The organism is Clostridium sp. BSD9I1 (assembly GCF_900185645.1).
In the GTDB taxonomy this organism is placed as follows: domain Bacteria; phylum Bacillota; class Clostridia; order Clostridiales; family Clostridiaceae; genus Clostridium_AK.
Genome location: NZ_FYAM01000023.1, coordinates 188,319 through 202,050, shown reverse-complemented (window position 1 = coordinate 202,050; position 13,732 = coordinate 188,319). Strand labels below are relative to the sequence as shown.

Sequence of the window (13,732 nt, the reverse complement as noted above, 5' to 3'; positions counted from 1 at the left end):
TAAAATATTATAAGGACGAAAGACTATACTTCCGCGGTACCACCCTATTTATGGTTATATTATAACCACATCTTTTTCAGGTCGATCTATAGTAAATAACAAATAAAGTATAATTAATACATACTATATGTTATCTCTGATGAACCCTAACCATATATCGCTGGTATACGTCCTCATCTACTCATTTTTTTCAACAAGGAAGCTCTAGAGCTACTATTATATATTCACTTTAACATCAACTCTCAGCAAATGTTGATTCTCTGTAATTAAAGTATTTGAATATTTTTCTCTCTGTCATAGCTTTTAATATTCATAATATTAATTTATTTATTAATGACTATTATATTTGTAATCTTAAAAATTGTCAATATAATAATTATATACTCGTTAATTTATTTTAACTCTCCTATTTCTTCTTCCACTATTTCCACCAACTTATGACTTGCTATTAATTTATAACATTTATTTATATCTAAATACATAATTCTATCATTTTCTAAAGTGGCCACTTCCTCTCTTATTTTATTATATGCCGCTCTTGTCCCAGAAGCAAGTTTATCTGAAGCTCCAAAATCTATTGCTTGCGCTGAGGTCATTATCTCTATAGCAAGAACATTCATAACATTATTTAAAATTTCTCTAGACTTTCTAGCTGAAATAGAACCCATGCTAACATGATCCTCTTGATTAGCTGAAGTAGGTATAGAATCTACACATGCAGGATGTGCTAATACTTTATTTTCAGACACTAAAGCTGCAGCAACATATTGTGGTATCATAAATCCACAATTTAATCCACCATTTTTAACTAAAAACGCTGGTAGCCCACTTGATGAAGGATTCACAAGTCTATCAATTCTTCTTTCACTAACATTGGCAAGTTCAGCCACAGCAATTCCTAAGAAATCAAACGCTAATGCCATTGGTTGTCCATGGAAATTTCCTCCTGATATAACTTGTCTATCATCTGCAAATATTAACGGATTATCGGTAGCAGAGTTGATTTCTGTGCTGACCCTATCTACAACATAATCTATAGCATCTCTACTAGCGCCATGAATTTGAGGTACACATCTTAAAGTGTAAGCATCCTGTACTCTTATCTCACCTTGTCTAGAAGTGGACTTACTACCATTTAATATTTTAAGCATATTTTGCGCACATATAATTTGACCATTATGAGGTCTTACCTGCTGAACTTTTTCATCATAAGCATCTACTATTCCATTTAATGCTTCTGCTGTCATAGCTGCAGCTATATCTGCAAGCTTTGTAAGCTTTTTTGCATCATAAGCTGCCAATGCTCCAACAGCTGTTAGAACCTGGGTACCATTTATTAGTGCCAAGCCTTCCTTTGAAATTAGTTCTACAGTATCTATTTTAGCTTTAGCCATTGCTTCCTTACCAGACAATCTTTCCCCTTGATAAATAGCTTCTCCTTCTCCCAGCATTACTAAAACCATATGAGCTAATGGACACAAGTCACCGCTAGCACCTACAGAACCCTTTTCAGGTATTATGGGATGTACACATTTATTTAGCATTTCTATTAATGTATTTAACACACTTAACCTTATTCCAGAATAGCCCTTTGATAAAGCATTAGCTCTTAAAAGCATAGCTGCCCTTACAACTTCTTCAGGATAAGGATTACCTACTCCACAAGCATCACTTATAATTAAATTTTTTTGAAGTTCTTTAGTTTGATCCTTTGATATAAGAACATCACTAAATAATCCAAATCCTGTAGTAATTCCGTATATAACTTCTCCACCATCTACAAATTCATCAACTAAAGCTCTTGCTTTATTTACTCTTTCAGCTGCTTCCTTAGTTAATTCCACCTTATAATTTTCTCTAGCAACCTTTACAAGATCCTCTAATGTTAAACTATTTCCATCAATATATATAATACTCATTTAAGAAATCCCCCTTTAGTTTTTATTACGTATTTCATACATCTCCCTATAATTTCAAATACTTAAGTACTAGGATTAAGGTGCTAGGTACTAGTTTGGAAGAAATTTTGCCATACAAAATTTGTACATTTCCTAACTCCTAGCTCCTAGAACCTTACTCCTAAAAATTGCTTTGCATTTTTTATGTGAACATAAGAGCTCCTATCAAACCTAATATAAAAAGCGGTATATTATAATGCAAGAATGTAGGAACACAAGTATCCCAGATATGATCATGCTGCCCATCTACACTCAACCCTGCTGTTGGCCCTAGTGCAGTATCTGATGCAGGAGATCCCGCATCTCCTAGAGCACCTGCAATAGCTATCAATAGTATGGTAGACTTTGGACTAAACCCTATAGCTATACAAAGAGGTACATATATTGCTGCAAGAATTGGAACTGTTCCAAAAGATGTCCCAATTCCCATAGTTACTAGTAATCCTAATAATAACATAACAAAAGCCGCAACAGGTTTACTTCCACCCATAGCTCCAGCAGCTGCATTTACTAAGGTTTCAACACCACCAGTTTCTCTAATTACAGCTGCATAACCAGCTGCAACTAGCATAACAAATGCTATAAGTCCCATCATCTTAATACCACCATTAAGCATTTCATCCATATCACTCCATTTGATTGCTCTTGCCCCTATCATAATGGCAAGCCCTACAATTGCTCCAAGTGGCAATGATCCAAATGCTAGTTGAATACCTAATGCTGCAACTCCAGCTAATAGTGTAGCTATATGAGCTGAGGTAATCTTAACTTCTTCTTTTACTGCTGCTACCTGTTCTTCTTGTATGGATACAATCTCATAGTCTCTTGGTTTTCTATAGGTAAATAAAGAAATAATAAAACCAACTAGCATGGCAAGTCCCCCAACCCAAGTAGCCTTCCAAACCATGTCCAGAGTTACAGGCATTCCATTAGCTACCATTTGATCCTTTATTATTCCATGAAATATTAATCCGTAACCAATAGGCCAAGTAATATATGGAGCTTTTAATCCAAAAGCCAAGGCACATGCCGCTCCTCTTCTATCCATCTTAAGTTTATTCATTAATGATAATAATGGTGGTATAAGAATTGGTATAAAAGCTATATGAACGGGTATAACTGTTCCTGACAAACAAGCAACTATCGCAAATATAAATAGCAAAATAATCTTTTTCCCCTTAATCCATCCTGCAATTTTTATAGAGAGAACTTCTGCTGCTCCCGTTTTGTGTATGGCTGCTGCTAATGCTCCAAGCAAAATATAACTTAGTGCTGTTTGAGAGTTTCCTCCCATACCTCCAATTAATACCTCCATAGTTTTAGAAATAGGCATGCCCGCTGCAGTTCCACCTACTAGAGCTGCAAGTATTAAAGCAATGAGAACATTTAACTTTAAAAGACACAGTATTGACATCACTAAAACTGATAGTATTACAGGATTTGTTAACATATAATATCCCCCTTAATATTTAAAATGTTCCTTTTGTGATATACAGTTCAGATAATCAATCTCCTTTTGAAATTTCGATTTAATATCTACATTTTTAATCAATGGAAGATTAGCTTCTATATTTAGCACACAACCTGAAATTGCTGCATTTAAAAGTAACTTTCCTTCCTCTAAATCCGAAGCAGCATTAGGATTACACTTACCTTCTATTAAAATATAAAAATCAAAAATTTCTCTGCAAAGTTTTCCATTGTTTAATGGAACAGTAGCTGCCCCTATTGCAGACTCTTGAACAGCTTGACTGCGAGCTAATTTCTCATCTTCGGTTTCCTTAGGCATAGCATAAGCTTCTATTATTTTTTTAAATGAATCCGTATCCTTTACTGCCCCATCAAGTAAATTTTTACCGATTTCATCTAACTTATCAGCAATACAAATATACTTCTCAGCTGAAAGTCCATATTCCTTTTTAGTAGATAATCTAGCTACCATACCAATAAGTCCTGCAGCCATTGCTCCTGCTAAAGCCGCTGCTGATCCTCCACCTACTGTAAAATCTCTGGAATCGATAATTTTATTTAGTGCATCAATGTAATTCATATTAATCATCCTTTTTCACAGTATTGTTAATAAAAGAAAACCCTGATAAGTTATTTTCTATTACAACCTTTCCCCTCTTTATTACTTTTTCCACAACATTTCCACCCAAGCGATATACCACATCTTCATAGGTGTCAACATCCCATATCTGAATATCTGCAAGCTTTCCAACTTCAAGAGAGCCCCTATCTTCTTCTAAGCCAAGGGCAATTGCTCCACCTAAGGTAGCTGCCCTTAATGCCTCTGCGGCACTCATCCTATGTCTTCTACAAGCAAGAGCCATGATAAACTGCATTGATTCGTTCCAACAGCCTGGACAGCAATTAGTAGCTAATGCTATAGTCATGCCTTCTTCTATCATTGACCTTGGATCAAAGGGCTTTGGATGATTTACAGCAAAATCAATTGCTGGAAGTAGTACTCCTGGTACATTGGCTTTTGATAATTTATTTAGTACAGACTTTGGTGTGTAATTTAGATGATCTGCTGAAATCATTTTCATATCAGCTGCTAAGTCGGACCCTCCTATATAAGAATAAGCATCCGTGTGTATCTTAGGTTCAATACCGACATCTCTTGCCGCTTGCAGTATTCTTTCACATTCTTTTGCAGTATAATGCCCATCATCACACCATATATCACAGAACTTTGCTAACTCAAGCTTTGCCACCCAGGGTATCATTTCTTCTATTAGCGTATCTATATATTTTTCACGTGGTATGTCATCTGGCCATCCATGAGCTCCTAAAAAAGTAGAAACTATGTCTATAGGCAAGCTTTCATTTAATTGGTCGTTAATTTTTAACATTTTTATTTCATCTACAGTAGTAAGCCCATATCCACTTTTGCTTTCCACAGTTGTAGTCCCAGAACTTAGCATGTTGTATAGTCTACTTGCAGCTGTTTTATATAAGGATTCTGTTGAGGCATTTCTGGTCATTTCTACCGTTACCATTATCCCTGTCTTAATTCCCATGTCCTGTAATACTTTTGGGTCATCTGTAGTTAATCTAGCAGCATACTCCCTAACTCTAGATCCTCCAAAAACTAAATGAGTATGAGCATCAATAAATCCAGGCACTACTACTTTTCCTTTAGCACTTATTATACTTGCTTTACTGCAATCCACTAGCCCTATTACATCTTCTCTAGACCCTACTGCAACGATTTTCTCACCTTTTATTGCAATCCATCCATTTTCTATTAGTCCGATTTCATCTATAGAATCTTTCTTGCAAGTTACTAATTGTGAACAATCTTCAATAAGTAAATCAACTTTTAATTTACATTTCCCTTTCTCCATTTAAGCTCACCTCTAATAATGTAATTTGTACCTCTCCAATTTCTGAAGAGGTACAGCTGCAATAAAAATTATGATTTATATTAATATTTTAATGGCTCGATAACTATTATCTTGGAGCTTTTCCATTTGGTCCAAATGTTGCTTCTGGTGTCCACCATAATGGAACCTTAATACTATCAGTTGTATATTTTCCTCTTCCTTCAGCAATTTCCCTTGAAGTTTCATATCCAGCTTGAGCATGTCTTATGATACCTATTCCAGAGTCTGTTGCCATACAAACTTCAAGTCTCATAGCTGCTTCATCAGTACCATCTGCAATCATTGTAACTCCTGTATGCACTGCTTCACCCATGGAGTAGTTAGATTGTATAGCTATTAAGTCACACATTCCCACAGCATTAAGCAATCCATTCAAATATGGCCAGTCAGAAATCAAATCGCTACCATCTTTCATATTTTCTGATTCAAAGGTTGGATTAACTATAGAGCCACAGTCTAAGTTGTCTCTTGAGAAAGCCACCGGTCCCTTAATTTCTCCCTTTTTAATAAGTTCATTTACAGCTAGTGCAAATTTTTTACGTTCTCCAAATGCCATGTAACAAACTCTTGCTGGAAGCCCTTCTATTGGAAGGTGTTTATGAGCAAGTGTTATCCATCTTGTTACTAGTGGGTCATTTTTAAATAACTCTAATGCAAGTGCATCTGTCTTAGCAAGGTCCTCTGGATCCCCTGATATACAGGTCCATCTAAATGGTCCACGACCTTCACAGAATAAAGGACGAATATACTTAGCAACAAATCCTGGGATTGTAAATGCTTCCTCTTTAGGCATTCCTGCATCGCGGCATTCTTTTCTTATACTTGTTCCATATTCAAATACTTCAACACCCTTTGCAAAATATGCATTCATTGCACGTAATTGTCTTATCATAGTCTCTCTAGCTTTTTCTAGATAAAGTTCACGATCTTCAGCTCTAAATGCGTCTGCTGCTTCTCCAGTATATCCAGATGGTATATATGAAATTGGATCATGACATGGACACATTTCACTTATTATGTCTGGCATAAATCCTTTATTATATGCATACTCAAATAAGTCAGCAGCATTTCCTACAACTCCTATAGACAATGGTTCTTTCTTAGCTGCTGCAGCTGTAGCCATTTCTATCGCTTCATCCATAGAATATACTATAGTATCCATGTAGTCCTTTTCTATACGTCTTCTAATTACTCTTTCATCAGCATCAACTACTATAGCAACTCCACCATGCATCTTCATCGCCCAGCTTTGGTTTCCACCCATTCCACCTGCTCCAGCAGTTAGGTAAATTCTTCCCGATAAATCACCATTAAACTTTTGCATAGCTATAGCTGATAATGTTTCAAATGTTCCTTCTATAACACCTTGAGTTCCTATATACTCCCAAGGAGCAGCAGTATACTGAGCAAACATAGTTAAATTCTTGTCCTGAAGATCATAAAATGTTGGCCAATCAGCTTTCATTATATTTGTGGTAGCCATTACAACACTTGGAGCATATTTATGAGTTTTAAATATTGCTACTGGCATACCTGATTGTACAACTAAAGTTTCATCGTCTTCTAATTCCTTAAGTGATTTAACTATTGCATGATATGACTCCCAATTTCTAGCACACTTACCATTACCACCATAGATAACTAGTAATTCAGGTATTTCTGCATTTTCCATATTGTTTTCTAACATTCTAAGTATGGTTTCTTGCTTCCAGCCCTTACATCTTAATTCTGAACCTCTCTGAGCTTTAACTGAATATAGGATTTCTGGTTTTTCCATAATTATTTCCCCCTTAATCTTATATGTTTTTATTTATTTAATTAACTTCTTTACACATTTATATATAGCAAATGCCATGCCAATAGAATTTTTAAAATACATTACATCAAAACAATGGGCTTGGGTATTTGTTCAACGTAAATATTAGGACTTATAAGTATCTAGTGCATAGTTTTTATGCAATTATCGTTGTAACACTTGTAAAATTATTGCATAAAAAATTTGCCTATTGCATAATTTTTATGCAATAGGCAAATTCTTTATAATATCTACTTTATATCCCTCTTTATATCTAATTTTTTCATTCTATACTCTAAACTTTGACGTATAATACCTAAGTCCTTAGCCGTTCTAGTTAAGTTCCATAAATTTTTATTTAAACTATTTATAATTATTTTCTTCTCTTCAAAACGTAGAAATTCAGGTAAAGTTTTTTCATTATCTTGTATCATATTTACTGCTACTTCATTTAACATTTCATTTTTTATATATCTAGGAATGTCTTCATAATTAAGTTCCCTTTGATTTTCTGTGGCCTTAATCATCATATTTTCTACAAAGTGTTCTAGTTCTCTAATATTGCCAGGCCACTTATGGCTCATCATTATCTGCTCTAATTGTTTTGAAAAAGCCTTTATATTTCTACTTAGCAGCTTGTTATACTTTTTTATAAAAAACTCACCAATACATATTACATCTTTTATTCTTTCCCTCAATGGAGGTATATAAAGGCAAAATCCCGATATTCTATAAAAAAGGTCTTGTCTTAATCGTCCTTCTTCAATAAGCTTTGAAGGTTCCTCATTAATAGCAGTTATTACGCGACATTGTATTGGAGTTACCGTGGCCCCTCCAACTCTACGTACAACCCTCTCCTGTAATACTCTTAAAAGCTTAGATTGCATTGACATAGGCATAGAATTAAGTTCATCTAAAAATATTGTTCCATTTCTAGCTTCTTCGAAAAGGCCACTTTGAGTAACTGCTCCTGTATAAGCTCCTTTGATAGTACCAAACAATGTACTTTCCAGTAAATTTTCAGGAATTGCAGCACAGTTTATAGCCACAAAAGGTTCATTTTTATTTTTACCGAAGTTATGTATGCTTTGTGCAAAAACTTCTTTTCCGGTTCCTGTCTCTCCAACAATAAGTACCGTACTATTTAGCAATGATACAGTCTGTGCCTCCTTTATTGTGTTCTTAGTCACCTCACTGTCTCCTACAATACCTGAAAATGTATATGTGGTTCCATTATTTTTATATTTTTGTTCTTTTGCTTCACCTTTACTAAATAATTTTCTTTTCAATTCTATAGTTTCCGAAAGCAGGGATTGAAGGCTTGTTTCATTTTTGCTTATAGAATAAACACCAATTACTTCATCATTCTTTATTATAGGATATGTGCTATACGATACATATTTAGGTATTCCATCTTTATAAGCATGAGCTCTATATTTTTCTATTATAGGTTGTCTAGTCTTATAAACCATTCTGTGTTCAGCCATTTCTGGATTGTTTTCAGGATTATACTCATAAACTTCCCAAAGGTGCTTCCCAACCACTTCTTCTGCTAATAGTTCTTCTAAATTTTCCTGAGCTTTATTGTATAATACAACACGTCCTTCATGATTACTAATTATAATACCATCATTTATAGATTCTATTATTTTTTCTAAACAGTAAAGCTTTATATCTTTATTATAAATGTCTGTAATTTCTTGTATATATACTATATATATTTTTTCTTCTTTAATATGCCGTGCCTTTAGATTATATATATTACCAGGCAGTGTCTTAATAATTTTAAATTCTTTTATAATTTCATATAATTTAATAGAGAACAGTTCAGAAAACTTCTTATTTATTGGACTTTTATCATTACATACTTTTTCAATTAAATCGTTACTCCATATAACCTTTTCTTCCTCATCAAGAATAATAATACCTGAAAAGCAATCTGTTAATAAATTCCCCAACATGCTTAAATTCATTTTATTCCCCCTATACCTTTACCTTAGTGAATATTCATAATATTCAACACTTGTTTCAAAAGTCCTTCTCCTTTATTCCTTTGCATATATATTTTATTAAAATTTTACGATTTGCAAGTTAATTTAATCTTTATAAAGTTTAAAACTTAATAAAGATTAAAGGCTGTTGACAAAATATGCTTATCAACAGCCTGACCTATGCTAAGAATAGCTTTTTTATTTACCTTCTTTTTGTAGTTAAATACAAGTAAGTGCTATTTATAAATGCAATTACTCCTGAGAAAAATATAACTATACACCACTTACCAAGGTCTAGAGGTACAGTATGAAATACGTTACTTAAAAATGGCACATATAATACTAAATTCAGCATTATTATAGATATAAAAACCGCCGCTACTAGGTACATATTAGTATAAAACTTTATTTCAAATATAGAATGTCTTTCTGATCTGCATTCAAAAACATGTATAAGCTGTGATAGTACTAAAGTACAAAGCGCTAACGTTCTAGAAGTTTCAAGCCCCATATTATATATTTTACCCGCCATAAATGCCATTAAAGTACATATTCCAATTAAAGTTCCTCTAATCACTATCTTTTCTTTAAGTCCTCTTGCAAATATACTTTCTCTCTTAGGACGAGGCCTTTGCTCCATTATATCAGGATCTGCAGGATCTACTCCAAGTGCCATAGCTGGAAGTCCATCTGTAGCTAAATTTACAAATAATATCTGTATTGGAAGAAGCGGTGTAGGTAGTGCTAAAATTGAAGCTAAAAACATAGTTAATACTTCTCCTAAATTACAAGACAACAGATATCTTATAAACTTTCTTATATTATCATAAATTACTCTACCTTCTTCTACAGCTGATACAATTGTTTTGAAGTTATCATCTAAGAGTATCATAGAAGATGCTTCCTTTGTTACATCTGTTCCTGAAATACCCATAGAAATTCCTATATCTGCTTCCTTAACTGCTGGTGCATCATTTACTCCATCCCCTGTCATTGCTACTATATTTCCATTATTTTTAAAGGCCTTAACTATTTTTAGTTTATGATTTGGACTTACTCTTGCAAATACTCTAATATTTTCTACTTTCTTCTCTAGTGCCTTGTCGCTTAATTTATCTAATTCTTCCCCAGTTATTACTTCGCTTTCATCTTTAGCTATATCAAGCTCTTTTGCTATAGCATAAGCTGTATTCTTATGATCTCCAGTTATCATTACAGGTCTTATTCCAGCTAGTTTACATTTAAATACTGCATCCTTTACTTCACGTCTTGGTGGATCTATAATCCCTGCAACTCCCACGAATATTAGATCTTTTTCCAGATTACTCTCATGAATATTTGAAATTTCTTTATAAGCTGCGCCTATACATCTTAAAGCCTTAAAGGACATACTTTCTACTGCTTTTAAAACTTTTTCTTTATAAATAGATGTAAAAGGAACTACCTCTCCATTTATTAAAATGTACTTACAATTTTCAGCTACTCTTTCTGGAGCCCCTTTTAAATATACTGTATACTTAGAATTTTCCTTCATAACTACAGACATCATTTTTCTTTCAGATGTAAATGGATTATCTTTAGCCCTATATGCTTTGCCTAAAAAGTTTTTTACTTCTCCTGTTTCCTTAAAAAATGCTTTAATAAGAGCAGTTTCTGTTGGATCACCTAAAAGACTTTTGTCTAATTCCTTTTTATTTGGGTCTATATTACAATCATTGCAATAAGCCACAGTCTTTTTAAAAAGCACATTACTAGGTACATTTTCCTTATCTAAATTATACATACTATTATTAAAATACATTGCCTTTACTGTCATCTTATTTTCTGTAAGTGTTCCTGTTTTATCACTACAAATTACAGATGTACATCCTAAGGTTTCTACTGCTGGTAGTTTTCTTACTAATGCATTTTTCTTAAGCATTCTAGAAACTCCTAGTGCTAAAGCTACTGTCACTATTGCTGCAAGTCCCTCTGGAATAGCAGCTACTGCAAGACTTACACCTAAAAGGAACATTTCAGTAACATCTTGTCCTCTAAATATGCCTGTGGCAGTAACTATAGCACATATTATTAGGCACATATAAACCATTATTTTACCCAATGAATTTAGCTTTTCTTTTAAAGGTGATTTTTCCTTTTCTATACTTTGAAGCATGCCTGCAATTTTTCCCATTTCGGTTTGCATGCCTGTACTTATTATCTTTGCCTTTCCTTTTCCCTTTAAAACTATTGTTCCCATATATAAATTCGAACTAGATTTATTAGCAGAGGATTTATTAACTCCTACAGATTCCCCTGTTAAAAGAGATTCATCTATCATCAAATTTGAGTCCTCAAAAATTATTGCATCTGCAGGTACCCTATCTCCGCTTTCTACTAAAATTACATCTCCTATTACTAGAAATTCAGCATTTAATACTTTTAAAACTCCATCTCTTATAACCTTTGCAGTAGGTGATGCTAGTTGATTCAAAGCTTCTAAGGATTTTTCTGTTTTGAATTCTTGAATAAATCCTAATATACCATTCATTATTACAATTATAAGTATTGTTATCGCATCTGCCTTTTCCCCCATAATACCAGATATTATAGTTGCAGCAATTAATATCCAAACTATAAAATCATTAAACTGTTGTAAAAGTATTTTTATAGGTGAAATCTTTTCTTTACTTTCAAGTTTATTAGGACCGTATCTTGTAAGCCTCCTTTGCGCTTCTAAGGAATCTAATCCTTGAATTAGTTCTTTTTCATTTACCATAATAATCCCCCCTTATGTATAACATAAATATGTATTTATTTTTTCTCACTAATTAAATATATGTGCTAAATGCTATAAATATTTTAAATTTTAAAAATATGCTTAATTGTACATTTTTCTTGCTTCTTCTTAAAGTTACTTTAAATTTCCTTGTTTTTTTGCTATTATTAATAAGGTAAATAAAAGGAGGTTTTTTTATGAAGGATTTAATATACATAAGTGGACATAAAAATCCTGATACGGATTCTATATGTTCCGCTATAGCTTATGCTGATTTTAAAAATAAAACTGGAAATATACCAGCTATCCCAGTAAGACTTGGTGAATTAAGTCGTGAAACTCAATTTGCACTGGACTATTTTGGAGTAAAGTCTCCTGAGTTTGTTGAAACCGTGAGGACTCAAATTCAAGATCTGGACATAGATACAGTTCCGCCAATAAACCCTGATATAACTTTAAAGATGGCTTGGTCTATAATGTCAAAAAACAATATAAAAACTCTTCCAGTAGTAGATAACTCTGAAAAACTTGTAGGTCTTGCTTCTGTATCTAATATAACTTCTAATTATATGGATATATGGGATAATAATATACTTTCAAAAAGTGGAGTTAAACTTGAACATATAATAGAAACTCTTTCTGCTGAATCTATATATGTAGCTCAAAATGCTCAAAAGTTTAGTGGTAAAATAGTAGTCACTGCTATGAAGCCTGATAGTGCCTGCGAGCTTATTGAAGAAGGCGACGTAGTTATTTGCGGTGATAGAGAAGATGCTCAAGAAATAATACTTGATAAAAAAGCTTCTCTTATGATAATTACAGGCAAGCATATTGTACGCGAAGAAATACTCGCAAAAGCAAAGGAAGTGGGATGTTCCATTATAATGACTCCTTACGATACCTTTACTGCTGCAAGACTTATACCTCAAAGTGTGCCTGTAAGTTATGTTATGACTAAGGATAATTTACTAGTATTTAATCCAACAGATTTAGTGGATGATGTAAAAGAAACAATGCTTCAAACAAGATATAGAAGTTATCCAATAGTTAATGATGATAATAAGGTAATAGGAAGTATTTCAAGATATCACTTAATTTCTAAAAACAAGAAAAAAGTTATATTAGTTGACCACAATGAAAGAAGTCAATCTATCCCTGGTCTTGAAGATGCTGAACTATTAGAAGTTATTGATCATCATAGAATTGGAGACATACAAACTGGTAATCCAATATACTTTAGAAATGAAGCTGTAGGATGTACTGCAACTATTGTAGCTTCAATATTCTTTGAAAACGGGATAAGACCTTCAAAGAATATTGCGGGTATTTTATGTGCAGCTATAATATCCGATACTTTATTATTTAAATCTCCTACTTCTACTAGTATGGATAAAATAATGCTTAAGAGATTATCTGAGATTGCAAACATAGATGCTGAAAAATTTGCACAAGAAATGTTTAAAGCTGGTACCTCACTTCAAGGAAAAACTATTGAAGAGATCTTTAATCAGGACTTTAAGGTATTTAAAATAGGATCCTTAAAAGTGGGTGTTGGTCAGGTAAACACTATGGATACTGAAGGTTTTGCTAAGATGAAAGATGAAATGATAGCTTACATGGAAAAGAAGGAACAAGAAGAAAACTTCAATCTTTTAGTTCTTTTAGTAACCGACCTATTAAAAGAAGGTTCTGACTTCCTTGTAGTTGGTAATGAAAAATATCTTATAAACAAGGCATTTAACGTTCAATTTGAAGGCAACAGTGTATATGTTCCAGGAATAATGTCTAGAAAGAAACAAGTTATTCCACCACTAACTGCTGCAGCTACAGAGTAACAC

Annotated in this window: 8 protein-coding genes and 1 other annotated feature; of the genes, 1 reads left to right on the top strand and 7 read right to left on the bottom strand. The window is 33.3% G+C overall.

The window, feature by feature from the left end:
* Window positions 1–8 precede the first annotated feature (8 nt).
* Window positions 9–307, bottom strand: a binding site (T-box leader).
* Between the two features lie 85 nt (window positions 308–392).
* The 7 genes from hutH to BSD9I1_RS08325 all read right to left on the bottom strand — a co-directional run bounded on the left by hutH (window position 393) and on the right by BSD9I1_RS08325 (window position 11,894).
* Window positions 393–1,919 (bottom strand): histidine ammonia-lyase, encoded by a 1,527-nt coding sequence (hutH, locus tag BSD9I1_RS08355; RefSeq protein ID WP_186429961.1) that lies wholly within the window; start codon window positions 1,917–1,919, stop codon window positions 393–395.
* A gap of 181 nt (window positions 1,920–2,100) precedes the next feature.
* The gene (locus tag BSD9I1_RS08350) at window positions 2,101–3,408 is read right to left on the bottom strand and encodes a Na+/H+ antiporter family protein (protein WP_186429960.1); all 1,308 of its coding nucleotides are present in this window, start codon (window positions 3,406–3,408) and stop codon (window positions 2,101–2,103) included.
* A 12-nt stretch (window positions 3,409–3,420) separates the two neighbouring features.
* Window positions 3,421–4,008 (bottom strand): cyclodeaminase/cyclohydrolase family protein, encoded by a 588-nt coding sequence (locus BSD9I1_RS08345; protein ID WP_207653897.1) that lies wholly within the window; start codon window positions 4,006–4,008, stop codon window positions 3,421–3,423.
* Window position 4,009: 1 nt separating this feature from the next.
* Window positions 4,010–5,311 carry an imidazolonepropionase gene (gene hutI / locus BSD9I1_RS08340; protein WP_186429959.1) on the bottom strand — a complete coding sequence of 434 codons (1,302 nt, stop codon included), beginning with the start codon at window positions 5,309–5,311 and terminating at the stop codon, window positions 4,010–4,012.
* A 106-nt stretch (window positions 5,312–5,417) separates the two neighbouring features.
* Window positions 5,418–7,127 carry a urocanate hydratase gene (locus BSD9I1_RS08335; RefSeq protein ID WP_186429958.1) on the bottom strand — a complete coding sequence of 570 codons (1,710 nt, stop codon included), beginning with the start codon at window positions 7,125–7,127 and terminating at the stop codon, window positions 5,418–5,420.
* A gap of 269 nt (window positions 7,128–7,396) precedes the next feature.
* The gene (locus BSD9I1_RS08330; protein WP_186429957.1) at window positions 7,397–9,118 is read right to left on the bottom strand and encodes a sigma-54-dependent Fis family transcriptional regulator; all 1,722 of its coding nucleotides are present in this window, start codon (window positions 9,116–9,118) and stop codon (window positions 7,397–7,399) included.
* Window positions 9,119–9,338: 220 nt separating this feature from the next.
* Window positions 9,339–11,894 (bottom strand): calcium-translocating P-type ATPase, PMCA-type, encoded by a 2,556-nt coding sequence (locus BSD9I1_RS08325; protein WP_186429956.1) that lies wholly within the window; start codon window positions 11,892–11,894, stop codon window positions 9,339–9,341.
* Window positions 11,895–12,091: 197 nt separating this feature from the next.
* Between BSD9I1_RS08325 and BSD9I1_RS08320 the strand changes: the two genes are divergently transcribed.
* Window positions 12,092–13,729, top strand: a complete 1,638-nt coding sequence (locus BSD9I1_RS08320) for a putative manganese-dependent inorganic diphosphatase (RefSeq protein WP_186429955.1) — start codon at window positions 12,092–12,094, stop codon at window positions 13,727–13,729.
* The last annotated feature ends 3 nt before the right edge of the window (window positions 13,730–13,732 follow it).